Origin of the sequence: Shewanella profunda, from assembly GCF_023283765.1 — a bacterium.
Taxonomy (GTDB): Bacteria; Pseudomonadota; Gammaproteobacteria; order Enterobacterales; family Shewanellaceae; genus Shewanella; species Shewanella profunda.
Genome location: NZ_JAKILG010000004.1, coordinates 120,945 through 137,037 on the forward strand (window position 1 = coordinate 120,945; position 16,093 = coordinate 137,037).

The 16,093-nt window shown below is 48.7% G+C and carries 19 protein-coding genes; 2 read left to right on the top strand and 17 right to left on the bottom strand.

What is annotated here, in order from left to right; translation table 11 throughout:
• Window positions 1-31: 31 nt before the first annotated feature.
• The 4 genes from L2744_RS03630 to L2744_RS03645 all read right to left on the bottom strand — a co-directional run bounded on the left by L2744_RS03630 (window position 32) and on the right by L2744_RS03645 (window position 4,387).
• Complete coding sequence (locus tag L2744_RS03630) at window positions 32-1,033, bottom strand: Fic family protein (protein WP_248990698.1); 1,002 nt, start codon at window positions 1,031-1,033, stop codon at window positions 32-34.
• Window positions 1,033-2,277, bottom strand: a complete 1,245-nt coding sequence (locus L2744_RS03635; protein ID WP_248990699.1) for a restriction endonuclease subunit S — start codon at window positions 2,275-2,277, stop codon at window positions 1,033-1,035. Before L2744_RS03635 ends, L2744_RS03630 begins: the two co-directional genes overlap by 1 nt.
• Complete coding sequence (locus L2744_RS03640; protein WP_248990700.1) at window positions 2,274-3,833, bottom strand: type I restriction-modification system subunit M; 1,560 nt, start codon at window positions 3,831-3,833, stop codon at window positions 2,274-2,276. The genes L2744_RS03635 and L2744_RS03640 overlap by 4 nt, the downstream gene beginning before the upstream one ends.
• A 239-nt stretch (window positions 3,834-4,072) precedes the next feature.
• Window positions 4,073-4,387, bottom strand: a complete 315-nt coding sequence (locus L2744_RS03645; RefSeq protein WP_000349485.1) for an ArsR/SmtB family transcription factor — start codon at window positions 4,385-4,387, stop codon at window positions 4,073-4,075.
• 111 nt (window positions 4,388-4,498) lie between these two features.
• Between L2744_RS03645 and L2744_RS03650 the strand changes: the two genes are divergently transcribed.
• Both L2744_RS03650 and L2744_RS03655 read left to right on the top strand, forming a co-directional pair.
• Window positions 4,499-5,533 (top strand): permease, encoded by a 1,035-nt coding sequence (locus L2744_RS03650; RefSeq protein ID WP_000098298.1) that lies wholly within the window; start codon window positions 4,499-4,501, stop codon window positions 5,531-5,533.
• A 12-nt stretch (window positions 5,534-5,545) separates the two neighbouring features.
• Complete coding sequence (locus tag L2744_RS03655) at window positions 5,546-6,823, top strand: ISL3 family transposase (RefSeq protein ID WP_248990701.1); 1,278 nt, start codon at window positions 5,546-5,548, stop codon at window positions 6,821-6,823.
• Window positions 6,824-6,881: 58 nt separating this feature from the next.
• Here the strand turns inward: L2744_RS03655 and L2744_RS03660 are convergent, their stop codons facing one another.
• From L2744_RS03660 to L2744_RS03725, 13 genes are all read right to left on the bottom strand, one after another.
• On the bottom strand, window positions 6,882-7,376 hold the full coding sequence (locus L2744_RS03660; RefSeq protein WP_011637413.1) for a PIN domain-containing protein: 495 nt from the start codon (window positions 7,374-7,376) through the stop codon (window positions 6,882-6,884).
• On the bottom strand, window positions 7,357-8,460 hold the full coding sequence (locus L2744_RS03665; protein ID WP_188925717.1) for a helix-turn-helix domain-containing protein: 1,104 nt from the start codon (window positions 8,458-8,460) through the stop codon (window positions 7,357-7,359). The genes L2744_RS03660 and L2744_RS03665 overlap by 20 nt, the downstream gene beginning before the upstream one ends.
• A 162-nt stretch (window positions 8,461-8,622) precedes the next feature.
• Window positions 8,623-9,216, bottom strand: a complete 594-nt coding sequence (locus tag L2744_RS03670; RefSeq protein ID WP_011637411.1) for a tyrosine-type recombinase/integrase — start codon at window positions 9,214-9,216, stop codon at window positions 8,623-8,625.
• Window positions 9,217-9,519: 303 nt separating this feature from the next.
• On the bottom strand, window positions 9,520-10,293 hold the full coding sequence (locus L2744_RS03675; protein WP_345876113.1) for a hypothetical protein: 774 nt from the start codon (window positions 10,291-10,293) through the stop codon (window positions 9,520-9,522).
• Window positions 10,294-10,358: 65 nt separating this feature from the next.
• Complete coding sequence (locus tag L2744_RS03680; protein WP_248990702.1) at window positions 10,359-10,733, bottom strand: hypothetical protein; 375 nt, start codon at window positions 10,731-10,733, stop codon at window positions 10,359-10,361.
• A gap of 246 nt (window positions 10,734-10,979) precedes the next feature.
• A complete protein-coding gene (locus L2744_RS03690; protein WP_000714162.1) occupies window positions 10,980-11,219 on the bottom strand; it encodes a permease in 240 nt (79 codons plus the stop codon).
• A gap of 72 nt (window positions 11,220-11,291) precedes the next feature.
• On the bottom strand, window positions 11,292-11,570 hold the full coding sequence (locus L2744_RS03695; protein ID WP_000268338.1) for a hypothetical protein: 279 nt from the start codon (window positions 11,568-11,570) through the stop codon (window positions 11,292-11,294).
• Entirely contained in the window at window positions 11,557-13,284 is a 1,728-nt protein-coding gene (locus L2744_RS03700) for a DUF7146 domain-containing protein (RefSeq protein ID WP_161647193.1), read from the bottom strand. The genes L2744_RS03695 and L2744_RS03700 overlap by 14 nt, the downstream gene beginning before the upstream one ends.
• A gap of 177 nt (window positions 13,285-13,461) precedes the next feature.
• Window positions 13,462-13,848, bottom strand: a complete 387-nt coding sequence (locus tag L2744_RS03705) for a hypothetical protein (RefSeq protein ID WP_001077337.1) — start codon at window positions 13,846-13,848, stop codon at window positions 13,462-13,464.
• Between the two features lie 106 nt (window positions 13,849-13,954).
• A complete protein-coding gene (locus tag L2744_RS03710; RefSeq protein ID WP_001032043.1) occupies window positions 13,955-14,101 on the bottom strand; it encodes a hypothetical protein in 147 nt (48 codons plus the stop codon).
• A gap of 204 nt (window positions 14,102-14,305) precedes the next feature.
• Window positions 14,306-15,157, bottom strand: a complete 852-nt coding sequence (locus L2744_RS03715; RefSeq protein WP_164457069.1) for an NgrC — start codon at window positions 15,155-15,157, stop codon at window positions 14,306-14,308.
• Between the two features lie 74 nt (window positions 15,158-15,231).
• Window positions 15,232-15,789 carry a pyruvate dehydrogenase gene (locus tag L2744_RS03720; protein ID WP_248990703.1) on the bottom strand — a complete coding sequence of 186 codons (558 nt, stop codon included), beginning with the start codon at window positions 15,787-15,789 and terminating at the stop codon, window positions 15,232-15,234.
• Window positions 15,790-15,862: 73 nt separating this feature from the next.
• A complete protein-coding gene (locus L2744_RS03725; RefSeq protein WP_000260293.1) occupies window positions 15,863-16,081 on the bottom strand; it encodes a hypothetical protein in 219 nt (72 codons plus the stop codon).
• Window positions 16,082-16,093 lie beyond the last annotated feature (12 nt).

Consider the following 16,093-nt stretch of genomic DNA (forward strand, 5'->3'; position numbering starts at 1 on the left):
TTTCCAAAATGGAACCAGCCACTGCATCGCATTATTCAGTGACTTGCCAATGGCCGGTTTTATCTGAACCTACCCGAGTTAACCTGCCTTCTTTTTGTAGTTTGCTAATGGCGCGACCAATGGTTCTAACGTCTTTATTCAAGGTATCAGCGAGTTGTTGTCGGGTTAGCTCGGGCGTGTTACTGAGCAATGCTAAAATAGCTTCAGGCGTTTTAAGGCCCGTTACATTGATAAGGGTATTTACAGGGGCGTTTTTACCTTCCTTTAGAGGGGCGTTTACAGAGGCGTTTTGTGCTAGCGTTTGCTGAATGACCGACAACATAAAATGAATAAACGGCGTACTGTCTGCTTGGTTATCAGCCTGCTCAAGGGCGTGATAATAGGCTTGCTGATGGTCTTTAATCACACTTTCTAGCGGCAAAGATAAAAACAACGGATGCCACTTGGACAAAATCAGCGTTTGCCATAACCGCCCCATTCGGCCGTTACCATCGGCAAAGGGGTGAATAAACTCAAATTCGTAATGGAATACACAACTGGCGATCAATGGGTGATCTTTTGTTTGCTTAAGCCATTGGATTAAATCAGCCATTAAACCGGATACCTGATGCGCAGGCGGCGCAACATGGTGCACCACACCACCTTTATCGATACCCACGCCTTTACTGCGAAACTCACCGGCATTTACAAGAATATCTGACAGCATTAAACCGTGAGCTGTGAGTAAATCGTCAATGGCGCTAGGTGTAAAGGTAGGAAGTGCATCATAAGCGGCAATTGCACCTTTTACCTCGGCCAGCTCGCGTACGCTACCCAGCACGGGCTTACCTTCAACAATGGCGGTGATTTGCTCTTCGGTTAACGTATTGCCTTCAATCGCCAGCGTGCCGGTAATGGTTTTAATGCGGTTTTGCTTGCGCAGTTGCGGCGAGGCATTGAGCTGGCTGGCGTTTAATTCACCCACCTGCTGGCTGATTTGCGCCACCAAGTTCAAAATATCGGTGGTGATGGTAAAAGGTGGTTGATAGGCCATTAAGCTGCCTCATCTGAATGAGGTTTAGGGAAGCTCAGCAGCAAATCTCGGTAATATTCGTATTGCTTCTGGCGCAGATCGATTTCGCGGGGCAGACCTTCGGTAATGGAGCTCGTTAGAGTGTCAAATTTGTCGAGAATAGTAACGATTCGTTCTTGTTCCGAAAGAGATTTTTCTCTATTGCTAGCAAATGGAATAGGAACCAAATACTCCATGATTTTTGGCTTATTTCCTCGTGGCATTTTTGCGCCTTTTGCATGTTGCATGTTGTATTCAAAAAACTTGTCATCAGCTAAAACTTGATACAAATATCGTGGATTTATAGCTGTATCAGTCGTCTGAACAACAAGAACATCGCCATTCGTGCCGCCAACTCGATCTGCATGCCATATCTTCTTCAAATAAGGACGTATATTCCCAATTAAGATATCATCAGGATTGTATTGTGTAAGATTTCCACTATCAGGGGTTCGAGTGGAGTCTATTTTACCAGCTCGATTCTGAAGTAAGCTTTCAACACCAACGTAATTGCTGTCATCTAGTTCTGTGTAACTAATACGAGCCTTTGAATACTCGGCTATTTCACTCAAAGCCCTCCACTCAACGTCACCCTCTTCAAAACTTAGCAACTTGTCGCGGTAGTAGTTGTATTGTTTTTTACGCATGTTAAGCTCGGCGGTCAGCTCGGCGGTCATGGCGGTAAATGCGTCCAGAATACGCACTATTTCAGCTTGTATTGCCAGCGATTTTTCTGGGTTATCTGGGCATGGGATGGGGACTACAAGTTTTTTTACTATTCCCGCATTAATATTGGTCTGCGAGCCAGACCCGAGTGACTTTATATATTCATATTGGCTTAATAAAAAATGAAACACATATCGGTAATTAGCTATATTCCCATCTAGTTGTATGTTCGCGCATGCTTGATTTGTGGTCATAGGAATTTTGTTAATGCCAATTTTCCCAACCGTTGCTCCATACATAGCTACAATAACGCAATTTGCAGGAATCCATTTTGCGCTTGAGTTATCAACTCCAGCTTCAGTAATTTTTACGCCAGTATCCCAGATTTCATCAAAATTAACTTCTTGAGTACGCAGCCAAGGAATATCACCATCATAAAATTCGGCAACACCTGTTTTTGGTGTACCACCAGAAGAAATCTTTACAGAAATGTCATCTAATGGTTTCCACTCAACATCTACCCCATCCAGCAGTTTCTCTAAATAGTTCAACTGACTCATGCCTCAATCTCCTCAGCCTCAATTTCCGCTACAATGGCGTCAATATCACGGCGAAGCGCATCAATTTTAGCAACGGTGGTTTTAAGCTCGGCATTAAGCTCTGTAATATCCACTAACTCGCGATTATCTTTCGCTTCTACATAACTGCTCACCGAAAGGTTGTAGCTGTTGCCTGCGATAACATCCAAATCAACGGATTTAGCAAAGTGATCTACGTTTTCTTTGTTGGCAAACACCTTGATGATCTGCTCAATGTGCTCATTGCTTAGGGTGTTGTTATTGGTTTCTTTTTTAAACAGGCCACTGGCATCAATAAACTGGGTGGTGGTGTCGGTTTTGTGTTTAGACAGCACTAAGATATTCACCGCAATGGTGGTGCCAAAAAACAGGTTTGGTGCCAATGAAATCACGGTTTCAACGTAGTTATTATCTACAAGGTATTGACGAATTTTTTGCTCAGCACCACCACGGTAAAAAATACCGGGGAAGCAAACAATGGCTGCGCGGCCTTTGCTTGATAGGTAACTCAGTGCATGCAGCACAAAGGCAAAGTCGGCTTTTGATTTAGGCGCCAGCACACCTGCGGGTGCAAAGCGGTCATCGTTGATTAGAGTTGGGTCATCGCTACCAATCCATTTCACCGAATAAGGCGGGTTAGAGACAATGGCATCAAACGGCTTGTCGTCTAAAAAGTGCGGTTCGGTTAAGGTATCACCCAACTGAATATTAAACTTGTCGTAGTTAATGTTGTGCAAAAACATGTTCATACGCGCTAAGTTGTAGGTGGTGTGGTTGAGCTCTTGGCCAAAAAAACCATCTTCAATGATATGCGCATCGAAGTGCTTTTTGGCTTGTAACAGCAACGAGCCTGAACCTGCCGCAGGGTCATAGATTTTATTGACACTGGTTTGGCCATGCATGGCCAGCTGCGCGATTAATTTTGAGACGTGCTGAGGCGTGAAAAACTCGCCACCGGATTTACCGGCATTGGCGGCATAGTTTGAAATCAGGAATTCGTAGGCATCACCAAACAAGTCGTTTTCGTTATCTTCAAACTGATTAATGTTTAAACCAGCCACGCCTTTTAACACAGTGGCTAGGCGTTTGTTTTTTGCTTCTACCGTATTACCTAAGCGATTACTGGTGGTATCAAAATCGGCAAACAAGCCTTTGATGTCTTTCTCTGACTCATAGCCGTTGGCTGAGTTTTCGATTGCAGCAAAAATTGCTGCTAAATCCGTATTTAAATTTTCGTTTTTGTGTGCATTAGCCGCCAGATTACTAAACAACTGGCTAGGATAAAGAAAATAACCTTTGGTTTTAATGGCATCTTCTTTCGCAAACTTGATGTTTTCGTCATCGTCAGGCATGGCCGCATAATTAACGCTCTCATCACCACCTGTGATGTAGTTGACAAAGTTTTCACTGATAAAGCGGTAGAACAGCGTACCCAGTACATATTGTTTAAAATCCCAACCATCCACTGAGCCTCTTACATCGTTGGCAATCGCCCATATTTGGCGTTGAAGTTCGGCACGTTGTTGTAAACTTGTCATTATTAGAATTCCTGATCGTTCTAAATTGCACTTTATGAGGGCAACCTATTAATTATTAATTTAGGGTATCCGGAATTTCTGGTTGATAAAATGCCAAAGATGTAAAGAAGAAAATCTTTCTCAGCGGATTATCTGATTGATCCTCTTCAGCCTACTCTACTGCCAATTTTCTGTTTCCACCTTCGCCTGAGTCTTCATAGCGATGCTGACTAGGGAGGACAGCGAGAGCTGGGCAAGCGTCAAAGCGGTTCTGGTTCATGCGCAATCCGGACACCTGCACAACATTCCTCTTGTAAGAAACCGATCAAATTCTCTAGGTGCCCATACTCGGGTATACAGACAATCGTGCGGCTATGTTTCTCCTGCCGGATCAGCCCTACCTTGGCCATGCGCGCAAGGTGATGTGATAGCGTCGAAGCAGGAATACCCAGCCCCTTCTGGATATCTCCGACCGAAGCCCCATCATGGCCAGCTTTGACCAGAAAGCGGAACACGGACAGTCGGTGACTATTCCCTAGCTCAGCTAAGCTGGCTGCAACCTTTTCGTGATCCATAGCACGCCCCAATAATTCGATGTTTCTAGAATTATAGTTGACAGGTCGGATAAACGCAAGTAGGCTGCGTACATCATTTCGACAATACTAGAAATATAGGAGTAATATTGAATGTCATCTCAACTCCAAGACGCTCTAGGCATGTTCGCCTTTCTCGCTATCGAGCTATCGGTTTTATTCATTGGCATTAGCTTGCTGGTCGGAGTTCTTCAACGTCACATCCCACCATCCAAGGTGGAAGCGTTACTGACTTCCAGTGGGAAGCGAGGCTATTTTCTTGCTGCTGGTTTAGGAGCTATAACGCCCTTCTGTAGTTGCTCGACTATCCCCATGTTGAAAGGGTTGATTCGGGCACGGGCCGGTTTTGGGCCGATGATGGTGTTTCTTTTCTCATCTCCGTTGCTGAATCCTATCGTCGTCGGCCTGCTGGTTGCCACGTTTGGATGGACACTTACTGCTATCTATGTGCTCGCCGCTTTGGTGGTCGCGGTAGGTGCCGGATGGCTGCTTCACACGCTTGGCTTCGAGCGTTATGTGCGCCGGACGGCGACACAAGAGAGCAGTGGATGTAGTTCATCAGCAAGCCCGTGCAGTGCTACATCGACCGCATCGAGTTGCGGCACCAACAGCTGCGACACCACTCCGAAGACGGCTTCTTGCGGGGCTGATAGGAAGACAACAGTCTCTACGTCTAGCGAATGCTGTGACAGTCAACCCACTGTCACGGTTAAGAAAGAAGGGAAGTACAGTGGTGTGTGGCGGGAAGCTTGGTCGGACTTTATCGATGTGTTGCCTTACCTGCTCATCGGTATTGCGATTGGCAGCGTGATCTATGGTTTCATGCCCACTGACTTATTGGAGCAGTATGCAGGCCCAGATAATCCCTTTGCCATTCCAGTTGCCGCTGTCATCGGCGTGCCGTTGTATATTCGCGCTGAAGCCGTCATACCTCTGGCAGCGGCTCTGATGGCCAAAGGCGTGGGTGCCGGGACGGTGCTAGCGTTGATCATCGGCAGTGCCGGAGCCAGCCTGACTGAGCTCATTCTGTTGCGCTCTTTGTTCACGCTGAAGCTTTTAGCGGCGTTTTTAGCAGTCATTTTTGCTATGGCGATGATTGCCGGTTACGCCACCTACCTGTTTTTCTGATCAAGGCGGGAGATGATTAATTCGTTAAGCCTTCCTGGGTACCAGTTGGTGGATTCTGATGAGCAGAATGAAGACATACATTTTCGGCTTGAAGCACCTACACCAGTAGCCTGCGAGGGGTGCGGCGTGCAGGGTGAGTTCGTGCGGTTCGGCAAGCGTGACGTTCCCTATCGTGATCTGCCCATCCACGGCAAGCGGGTCACTCTCTGGGTGGTCCGCCGCCGATACACCTGCCGGGCCTGCAAGACAACATTCAGGCCCCAGCTACCGGAGATGGTGGACGGATTCCGTATGACACTGCGGCTGCATGAGTACGTGGAGAAGGAATCCTTCAACCACCCCTACACCTTTGTGGCGGCACAGACCGGCCTGGACGAGAAGACGGTGCGCGACATCTTCAACGCCCGCGCCGAGTTCCTGGGGCGCTGGCACCGCTTCGAGACGCCCCGCATCCTGGGCATTGACGAGCTATACCTGAACAAGCGCTACCGCTGCATTCTGACCAACATTGAGGAGCGAACCCTGCTCGACCTGCTGGCCACCCGCCGCCAGGACGTGGTGACCAACTACCTGATGAAGCTGAAAGACCGGCAGAAGGTCGAGATCGTCAGCATGGACATGTGGAACCCCTACCGGGCAGCGGTCAAGGCTGTGCTGCCCCAGGCCCGTATCGTGGTCGATAAGTTCCATGTGGTGCGCATGGCCAACGATGCCCTAGAGAGAGTGCGCAAGGGCCTCAGAAAGGAGCTGAAACCGTCCCAGAGCCGGACTCTCAAGGTAGACCGGAAAATCCTGCTGAAACGCGCTCACGAAGTCTCAGACCGGGAGCGCCTCATCATGGAGACCTGGACAGGCGCGTTCCCGCAACTGCTGGCCGCCTACGAGCACAAGGAGCGCTTCTACGGCATCTGGGACGCCACCACACGGCTCCAGGCAGAAGCCGCCCTGGACGAGTGGATAGCCACCATCCCGAAGGGCCAAAAGGAAGTCTGGAGCGATCTGGTCAGGGCAGTGGGAAACTGGCGCGAAGAGACCATGACCTACTTCGAGACGGACATGCCCGTCACCAACGCTTACACGGAGTCCATCAACCGACTGGCCAAGGACAAGAACCGTGAAGGGCGCGGTTACTCCTTCGAGGTGATGCGGGCACGAATGCTCTACACCACGAAGCACAAGAAGAAGGCACCGACTGCGAAGGTCTCTCCTTTCTACAAGAAAACCATCGGTTACGGACTGCCGGACTTCGCAGAGGAACTCAACTACGGAGTCGATCTATCAACCATCTGATAATGGTATCAGGTTGGTGGGGTAAAGGTGCCCCATCAACCATTAAATCCGTATACCCTTAATTTACTTGCTCTAGTTCTACTAAAGCTTGTTCTGCGATATGCCAAGGTAGACGCCTGCCATTGGCTTGCATCTGCTTATAGGCTGCTCGCGCTTGTTCGGTATTGATTTGCTGATGAACCACCAGTTGGCTTACTAGCCAAACTGTGCCTTTAACAATGGCAGCTTCTTTTTCTGCTGCTTTTCTCAGTGCCATATCACCAGTCAGTAAAGGACACTGTTCTTGCTTTGCTAAAGCAAGGGCAAAACAATCGTTTCGGCTCGCTTGGGTATAGGTCCCCGTTAGCTGCATGGCATACATCATTGATTCTGCAGAAACCTCTTTTAGCGCTAACCCTAAATCCAGAAGGTGGGGATGATCTTCTTCAAGTTCTTCAACAAAAAGAATATCTGGCGTTGCAAAGTCATAGGGCAACTGAAACATTGCTTCCAGTAAACCACCTTCTTCCATGTCAATGAGGATATTGGCATCACTAATTAGCAGCTGCTGCACGGCTAGCCTCCTGAGCTAACTGTGCTTGAGTCGGCACCTCCAACTTTCGTTCTTTACGAAAGCTAGAAACAGACATGCCAAGTAACTCTGCAGCTTTTGACTCCCCTATGTATTCTTCACCTAAAGCACGATATACCAACTGCTTATGTAGATAAGTCGATTCATGAGGGTATGCTTTTCCTGGCTCCTCCGTTCGCCAGCCATTTTTGCTAAACAGCATAAATAGGTTTTTCTGAGTCGCAGGCGTAATTATTCCACATTGGCCAGCTCGAAACAGTGCCGCTAGCATGCTAATACCGTATTCGTGCTTTAGCATCAGTAATTCACGCGGTTCAATATGACGGCGCTTTTCACCCAAGTGTTCAATAAGTGATTGGGTAGGTAAAAGAAATGCACCAGCAAAGGCATTACAAGCCTTCTCCTCATCAATCCCTTCAGCTAAACGACCATGCACGACTAAGTGCCCAAGTTCATGGGCCAAGGTGAAGCGCTGACGGTCACCACTTTGGGCGGTAGAGATCACCACTACAGGAGTGCTACCAATCTTGCCCGCTAAACCGTCAAACTTCTTATCTGTTTCCACATCCGTGGTAATAATCATCACGCCCTTAGCTTCGAGGGTATCGATCATATCGTGAATAGGGTTTAGCCCTAGCTCCCAAGCATGGCGCATCTGAATAGCCAAGTCTTCCGCTTGTTCTAAGCTAAAGATTTGTTCTGGAAGTTCATCAGGTAGAGCAAACTCAGGGATCGGTTTTACCGAGTCCGGATAAAGCTCTAAGAGCTCCTGCCAGCGTTCAGCTTGGTCTAATACGTCACCATTGATTCGGTCTAACACTTTCTTTGGTGTGCTCGCACGCTTGCGGTACTCAACACCCTCTAACTTCACCTTGGTCGGCCGAAAGAAGTACTCGCTGCGCACATCTAGCGCTTTTGCAAGCTTAAGTAGATTTGAAGAAGAGGGCATAGTCGTGCCATGTTCGTACTTTTTAATGGCGTTAGCGGATAGGCCAACTTCGCTGGCTAATGCATTCATTGATAGCCCGGCAGCCTTGCGGGCTCGTTCTAGGCGCTCTGCAAACATGGTATCCTCTCAGCAATGGCTTGGTTTATAAAATTGACAAAACTGTGATTAATATAAACCGAATTGCCTTAATTTGCTATCTAATTTGCAGTCCCGAACTCTCCATTTTGCTCATTATCCAATCTACCACCTGCTCATGCGCATGGCTTTAACACAATAATGTTACAACTCTATATCCTCAGATATATTAAGGGCATCTTCCATCTCTACCCCTAAATAACGAATTGTGTTATCCAACTTGGCGTGACCAAGCAATAGCTGTACGGCTCGGATGTTTTTCGTTCGTGCATAGATCAAGGTTGCCTTTGTTCTTCGCATAGAGTGAGTACCATACAGGTAATAGTCATAACCAAGTTGTGACGCCCAGCGACGAATTATAGTTGCATAGCAGCTATAGCTCATAGGTCTCCCGTTCTTACGAGGGCTAGGGAATATATAACTTGATGACGATAAGCCACTTTGCATTAAATACTGTGTTAATGATTGAGCTGTACGAGAAGTTATTTCAAATTGAACCTCACGTTCCGTTTTACTCTGTTGATAAAGAACTCTATTTTGAATAACACCACCCGATGAAATATCTCGAACTTTCATTCTGAGCAAATCACATGAACGTAATTTACAATCGATGGCGAGGTTGAGCAGAGCCAACTCCATAATATTACCTTCGATTTCGAGCCTGGTACGGATACGCCAGATATCCTCAAGCTTAAAGGGCTTTTTCTGCCCAGTTAAATGACCTTTCTTCGTCCACATACGCTATCTCCTGTATGACTACTTACTGAAATGGCCTTATTAATTTTAGCTGAAGAGCGATAAATTAAAGGTGCATGAATATGCAATTGAAAATTGCAGCAAAAACTGAAGGTAGAGTATTTGGTCTAGCTAATAATGGGGCATAAATGGTTTTGAAATGGCAGCTTACCTATGTGATGGCTGTCATTTCAGTATGAAACTTTAATACTCAGTATTAATCTTTATTACTTAGTATGAGACTTTATTCCTATCCCACAAAAAGACCTTAAGGCTCCTTTTTTTATTCCGCTTTAGGTCAACACATTATTCATTTCGTTCAAACACGGTCACGAGAACGCGCTTCTTGTTGTCATCGTTGATCACCATGAGGTACTTGAATTTGGAATCGCGGTGGCCCCAGACTTCCACGTTATCGACGCGGCCATACTTTCTGGCTTTATGGCGAGCCACCTTCTCGTCAAAAGGCTGGACCTGTAGCTCTGGATGCTGGAGGCGGCCAACGAGTGAGGCCCACGGTTTTTTGGGGTCTCCAGAGGTTATCCGGGCCTGATACTGATCGATGGCATGTTGAGTCACCAGGACGGGGCCAATGGCTGGTGTAAAGATTTCGTCATGGGTCTGGGTATAGGCCTGTTTGTCCACATCGAGGAGCTCAACATTCCCTTCCCCTGGCTCATCCATGAACTCCATGCTCTGCGACACCTCAATGGTTGCGCCTTTCAAACGCCCAGTGAGACAAGCCGCAAACTTGAAAGCAAACTTCTTGCTGGATTTGCCCAGCGCCAGCTTCTTGATTGCGCCTTTAGAGACCACCAGCTTGTAACCCGAACCGGCACCAGGTTCACGGCAAAACACCTGCTTATCCAGAGCCAGGTAGCGAATTGCGACGAGCTCAGCCAATAAGTCAGCCTCTTCGTGATCAAAGTCGATACGGACATCGAGGATGCCTTTCCGTTTTGTACCAACGCGCCAAAATACCAGAGCTGAGTTGTTTGAGGTTTTTTTCGAGACAGTAGTCAATGTCATCATGGTGAATTTCTCCATTGCCGGGATAGTGGTCGGCATCGCCGCCAGCATCCCTATTCGTTAGGGTTCATTTAGATGCTATCACGGGATTTTAAAATGCAACCCCTGGTGACAGTCTATTTATCATCCCATGATCGGTTATAGGCTCGGGCCAGGCGTTTCTCGATCACGTCTGAAAGGCTGCAATCATCAACCTCTGATAACCGCTTCAAGATACGGTGGGCTTTATCGCTGATGGTAATGCTCTTTCCTGCCCCTGCTCCCCGTCTGCGACTCTGCCGGATAGACGTCGCTAACTTGGCCTGCTGGTCGCTGCTGAGGTACTTGCCTACCCACCACGAAATAGACTGCCCATCTTGGCTGAGTTCGTTTAACTTCTCGACGGCCTCCGCTTTGAGTTCACGAGGAGTATCAAACCAGAATTTGGGGCGGGAAACAGATCGAAGAAGATAGACGCTGGCTGCGGTCGCGTCCTCGTCAGATATTCTCATGGTTTCGCCATTATCGTTACATGTCACGTTTAGCAAGTGTGACATGTAACGCCAATAAACGCTAGGCATAAAAAAAGGCCAGCTATTGCTGGCCCTTTGGTTCATGTTCGCGGTTATTACTTAGGCGTTGTGATGCTTTTTTTCTTTCTGTCTCTCATGGTAGAGATACAGACTGCCGCCAGTGACGACAGTGAAAAATATGAGCAACCCCAACATGCCTAATGTGAAAGCGTCCATTTGACCCCCTTAGGAATTGCTGACCTTGGTTAAGATTATACCATAGATCCACAGGATAACCCCAATTACCAACACCAAACCGGCTTCTTTGACGGTTATAGTGTCCCCAGATACAGCCAATCCTACAATACCGACACCGATGGCTGTTACGGCGACCTTACGCAGGTCTTCACCGATAGCTCCCAGAGTCTTCTTGTCAGGAGAGAAAAGACGCACAAACCACGTCTTAATACGCAAAAACTTTTTCATGATTACCTCCATAGTTAAAGAGGAGGCGAATCATGCCCGAGAGGGCATGAACACCCCCTCAGGGTTAAAGTTTTAGGCAGACAAAGCTGTTGGCTTCGTCTTGTTCATCTTCATTGAGTTAATGATCTTCGTCGCTTCATCAGCAAACGGGCCAGTAACTTGGATCGGCTCCCTTCTTGCGAAGGAGGCTGTCACCATCATTCTCTGGCCGTGCATCAAATGACGATACCGAGACCGCATAAGCTCAACGTAGGCCGCAGAGTCCCCCTCCCACCCCTCAGGGGGAGAGAAGGGGCACACCGCGTCATTACCAGGCGTTGTATCAACCTTCGAGACATCAATGACGGCCATACTCAGCTCTCCTTCTCGCAATGAAATCGCGCAGGTAGCGAGCATTCGGGAAACCGAGGCTTCCCTGACTCATCAGGACATCGTTCCAGTCAATCCCTTTCGCTCTGGGCGGGATCGGGAGCTTAGGCAGCAGGACGTACACACGAATGCCGCGCTTCTCCAGCTTGGCTTTCAGCACGTTCGCTGACTTCTCACCAGTCACAGACTTATCTTTGTCAGCCCAGATCAGTACGGTGTGAACACCTTCTGGAACCTCGAAGGACTCCATCAGGGTCGCATTGACCGTTGACCAAACCGGGATTTGAGTGACTCGATAAGCTGACAGGGCTGTTTCCAGCCCTTCTGCAACACCCAGGATACCCTCAGTCGGTTCACCGAGGCGGATGGCCGCGCCATTGACATCCAAACCGTCAGGAATGGGCATCATCTTTTTGGCGTTGCCGACCTTGGCTTTTTTACCGTTTTGGGTGAGATAGGTGCGGTGGAGCGTTACCAGGTTGCCTTCCACATCTCGGATAGCGCAGACGATAGCCGGGAATTTCCCAACTTCATTGCCATCTTCGTCGTAGTAGGCCATAGCCGGATTGAACCGCAGACAGTCTGTTTTTTCTACTTCATCAACCTTGAACAGAAGCTCGCGGTTTTTGAAGTACAGACGCATTGGCTCAGTCACATGACTGGAGAACGGCAAACACTCGTTCCATACCTTCTCGATTTTCTCACGGAGACGAGCACTGTAAGCGCGTTCGCGCTCCATTCTCTTCTCCATTTCTTCTTGGAGCTCAAGCAGCCAAGGCTTAGGTTGTTCACGAAACATCGGAACAACTTTCGGCTTGTTTTCGCTGCTTTGCTCTTCCGGTTGTGTGGCCGCAGGTTGTACTTGCGGTGCCGGAGCTTCTACCGTGCGGTTGACCACAGGGGCCGACTCAACATGGTGACTCACCGGCTCAACACCACCGTTCGAGCGAGCGCGGAACTGCGTTACCGTAGCGCCGCGACGTTCCACCAGCCAGGTGTTGCGATGCGTTTGCATAGGTTGTTCTCTCACAACATTCCCCTGCTCGTCCTTAACTTCAACGACGACAGTTACAGGCTCGCGCCCGAGGTTTGTCATGACGATCTCATCCCCATACTTGGCTTCACTTTCACCAATGGCTCTTTCAAGATCCACGCCCCAGATGGTGCGTTCCAAACCGCTCTTGTCACGGATGAAGGCAAAGTAGCTGAGCTCGTTGTCTTCGTTATGCTCATAAGGAGCTTTACCGTGGGCAATCAGAGTACCGGCAATGGATTTTTTACGATTCTTGGAATCGAGAACCTTGTTATTCACCTTCATAGGCTCTTGCTGAACAGGCGCTTTGGTCTGGGCAGGAGCTCGTGTAGGTGCAGCGGCTTGTTGATACTGGGGTTGCTCTTTCTCAACCCCCAGATAATCACCAACCTCGCTCAGGCACTGTTTAAAGTCCCAGTTATTGAGCCACATCAGCAGCTCAAAACCATCATGATTGGCACCGCATGTATTGCATACGCCGCCACCAGTCAGGTGGGCATCCTTGAACAGTCGGAAGCCATCTTTCCCGCCGTGGATAGGACAAGAAACATGACGACCAGGTTTACGGAGAGCTGGTTCAAGATGGGGCGCTAGGGCCGCCAGGATGAATAGCCAGTTTCCGTTTGCAGCTTCACGAACGGTGTCAGCTTTGTAGTAAGACATAGGTTTTCTCCTTAGCGTGAACCCCAGCATCGAGGCTTCCTTAAACCCCCGTCGCCAGGGTTTTAAGGAAACCCCGACACCGGGAGAATGTGCCAAGGAGGCTCCCCAGCCGGGGAGAACTCCCCGGCGAGGGGTTTAAAAAGGTCGCCCCCGAAACGGAGGCGAATTTTGTGAATATCACAAGCACAAATGAGTGCCCTCTTCCGAGGCCATCATGATTGTGACATCTGCGGTTACAGGATCTGACTTAATCACAACCTCAGTGGGTTTGAAAAAGCCATCTACAGTGGGCATGGGGTAATAAAGACGAATCTTTCCCCAATTCTTGTTGTCGGTAAAAGCGACCTTTGTTTGAGCAACACAAAGCTGCAAAAACATGAAAAGGAAGTCTTCTACCGAGTGCTTACCATCTGCACCAAATACTCCATCGACAATTGCCGGGGTCACTGCCACATTGGTCAGGAAACCAGCTTGTTTACCGATGGAAGATTGGTCCACCAGCAGACCATCATTGATGGCTTGTTGACGGATTTGGGCGAGGTCCAATTTAGCTACTTGGTTCATAAGGTGTACTCCAAAGTTAATGGGTACACCTACCCCGTGCGGGGAAGTGTACCCGCATGGGTTATTGAAAGGTCACGGCCAAAGCCGAGCTTTAAGGTTCCGAGTTTTACGCTGGCTGAATGCGCCAAAGAACGGTCGGAGGAAACGAGTCAGCGACACGCTTCACATTCGCGTAAAGAGTGTCCGTAAAGACACGCTCTAAGCGACGACCACCTTGACGATAAACCAACTTAAAGTCTTGGAATTTGTTCATGGATACCTCCAGAAATAACGGGAGGTATCTCCAGCAGGAGATAGACTCCCGCAGGGATTAATAAATTAACGTTAATTTGCTGTTTGTTTTTGGCGACCAGCTATCGCACGTTTTCGCCCTCAGGGAGGACAAAATCTGCTTACTGATGGCTTTACCATGAGTAAGAAGACTCGGGAAGTAAAGCAGGGGTTTCCCCCTGCCTTGTTATGCCGCTTTGAGGTGGCGAGAGAAAAAGTCCCTGGTTTGCTGGATAGCTCCCCGGAGAAGTTCTCGTCTGTAGCCAGCGTAGCTCTTGTCATCACTGGCAACGGTCAAGCCGTACAGACTCTCTTCACCCAGGACAATCTCGTTTTCACGAGAGAGTACCTCAACACGTAGGCCAAGCACTCGCTCTTTCCCTTCCAGGATAGAACAAATTGTTTGGTCTCTTACTTCGTCATCCCAGTGGCCCATATCGAAATCCCGCTCAGGGAGTTCAGTAACACGCACCAGGTAGTTTTCAGTGGCGCGTTCCCAAACCACTTCATCTTCGCATGGAGAGGCCTCGATCAGCGAGTACCCGTCCGCTTCGAGCTTCTTGGAAAGACTTTTCACATCATCCGCCAGCTCCAGCACAAAGCGTTCCCAGAGGTCTTGCCAGCGCTCGACCATATCCAGGTTAATCCCTTCAATGCCGGTGCCAATCATGGAATCATCATCAGGGAAGATCCCTGTGAAGTCCACGTTGTCGTCGATGTTCATGCAGTTCCAATGGCTGTAGTGATGCCCGTGACTATTCCGAGTAATGGACAGGTCACAGGAACCATATTCGCGGAGGACAGAAAGCATATTCTCAATGTCTTTCTGTGCCATCAGGTTCTTCACGCGGCTGACAGCATCCACTTGGCCGGGCTCAGTGCTGAATAGGCGATTCATGAGAGCTTTGACGTCATCAACGCTCAAATCCCCGTAGAAGGCTACGCCATCCCCCTGACAGTATCCGAGACTGTACTCAATCGTCAGATCATCCGGGTATCCACACTTAACCAGTTCGTTTTGAAAATGCTGTTTAATCATTGGTATCTCCTTAATTTCAGAGGGAGACACCATCCCCTCAGGGACCGATGTCCCCCGTGGGGTTAATGTTTGGGTTAAGAAGCCTTGCGGCTTAATTCAGTATCAAATCGAGGACCTTTGAGAACCGCAGTTTTCATAACCTCGAAGTTTCTTGGGTAACGCAGCTTTGAAACTGCGCCAGCTCGGATGTCGGCAGCCTCACTTGGAGAGACTAGCCTTAACCCTTCGCTGGTTTCAGCGTAGAACCAACCGGCATAACGCTCATAGGCATTCTGCTGGTACTGTTCAGTCGCCATGTTCTTCCAGATCGCCTCTGTTAAGGCATCAACAACACCGTCATCTTTCGTGATGATGTTGAAAACATGAGAGACAGTCAGGAAGTTCCCAAAGAAACTGGCTGCCCCAAGCCAAGGCTGGAACATTTCGCCATTTCGCCCCGTCCTCACCATTGGTTCAAACGGGTATGGGCGATAACAGTGATACTGCTCAAACATCGGGTCAAGAACGTTGTCACCCAGGACATCCAGTAAAGTCTGAATGCTGTCCGGGTCTTGGCCTGCCCACTTACTCCCATTGCTGAGAATCAGTGTTTTACCGTCAGTACGCTCCAGAGCTTGTTCAAAATTAGACATAGTGCATTCCTTTTGGTTAGGACGCACCACACCCTCTCGGGATGATGCGCCCGAGTGGGTTAATTGAGAAGGCTTAGCCGTCAAGTCCGTAAATCACGGCGGAGCCGGGCTCCATCTCGACAACTTGTGCGCTTCCTTCTTCTATCAGCTCCTGCATGTAACCAGACTCAGCATCCGGATTACGTTCGCAGTGTTCGTCCCAGCGTTTCAAAAGCCCTTCTGTGGCTTGTCCGTGGGTCTCACCAAGGCCGATAAACTCATAGTGTCCTGTGTTTACGATGATCACCACCATAGCTAGTGCTCT

What these genes read in the sequence shown, in the direction of transcription:
- L2744_RS03705 (WP_001077337.1), bottom strand. Translation starts at nt 13,848, where the DNA reads ATGAACCAAGTAGCTAAATTGGACCTCGCCCAAATCCGTCAACAAGCC.
- L2744_RS03695 (WP_000268338.1), bottom strand. Translation starts at nt 11,570, where the DNA reads ATGGCCGTCATTGATGTCTCGAAGGTTGATACAACGCCTGGTAATGAC.
- L2744_RS03670 (WP_011637411.1), bottom strand. Translation starts at nt 9,216, where the DNA reads ATGTGGACGAAGAAAGGTCATTTAACTGGGCAGAAAAAGCCCTTTAAG.
- L2744_RS03645 (WP_000349485.1), bottom strand. Translation starts at nt 4,387, where the DNA reads ATGGATCACGAAAAGGTTGCAGCCAGCTTAGCTGAGCTAGGGAATAGT.
- L2744_RS03715 (WP_164457069.1), bottom strand. Translation starts at nt 15,157, where the DNA reads ATGATTAAACAGCATTTTCAAAACGAACTGGTTAAGTGTGGATACCCG.
- L2744_RS03680 (WP_248990702.1), bottom strand. Translation starts at nt 10,733, where the DNA reads ATGAGAATATCTGACGAGGACGCGACCGCAGCCAGCGTCTATCTTCTT.
- L2744_RS03665 (WP_188925717.1), bottom strand. Translation starts at nt 8,460, where the DNA reads ATGTTTGCAGAGCGCCTAGAACGAGCCCGCAAGGCTGCCGGGCTATCA.
- L2744_RS03700 (WP_161647193.1), bottom strand. Translation starts at nt 13,284, where the DNA reads ATGTCTTACTACAAAGCTGACACCGTTCGTGAAGCTGCAAACGGAAAC.
- L2744_RS03650 (WP_000098298.1), top strand. Translation starts at nt 4,499, where the DNA reads ATGTCATCTCAACTCCAAGACGCTCTAGGCATGTTCGCCTTTCTCGCT.
- L2744_RS03675 (WP_345876113.1), bottom strand. Translation starts at nt 10,293, where the DNA reads ATGCTGGCGGCGATGCCGACCACTATCCCGGCAATGGAGAAATTCACC.
- L2744_RS03630 (WP_248990698.1), bottom strand. Translation starts at nt 1,033, where the DNA reads ATGGCCTATCAACCACCTTTTACCATCACCACCGATATTTTGAACTTG.
- L2744_RS03655 (WP_248990701.1), top strand. Translation starts at nt 5,546, where the DNA reads ATGATTAATTCGTTAAGCCTTCCTGGGTACCAGTTGGTGGATTCTGAT.
- L2744_RS03710 (WP_001032043.1), bottom strand. Translation starts at nt 14,101, where the DNA reads ATGAACAAATTCCAAGACTTTAAGTTGGTTTATCGTCAAGGTGGTCGT.
- L2744_RS03690 (WP_000714162.1), bottom strand. Translation starts at nt 11,219, where the DNA reads ATGAAAAAGTTTTTGCGTATTAAGACGTGGTTTGTGCGTCTTTTCTCT.
- L2744_RS03725 (WP_000260293.1), bottom strand. Translation starts at nt 16,081, where the DNA reads ATGGTGGTGATCATCGTAAACACAGGACACTATGAGTTTATCGGCCTT.
- L2744_RS03640 (WP_248990700.1), bottom strand. Translation starts at nt 3,833, where the DNA reads ATGACAAGTTTACAACAACGTGCCGAACTTCAACGCCAAATATGGGCG.
- L2744_RS03720 (WP_248990703.1), bottom strand. Translation starts at nt 15,789, where the DNA reads ATGTCTAATTTTGAACAAGCTCTGGAGCGTACTGACGGTAAAACACTG.
- L2744_RS03635 (WP_248990699.1), bottom strand. Translation starts at nt 2,277, where the DNA reads ATGAGTCAGTTGAACTATTTAGAGAAACTGCTGGATGGGGTAGATGTT.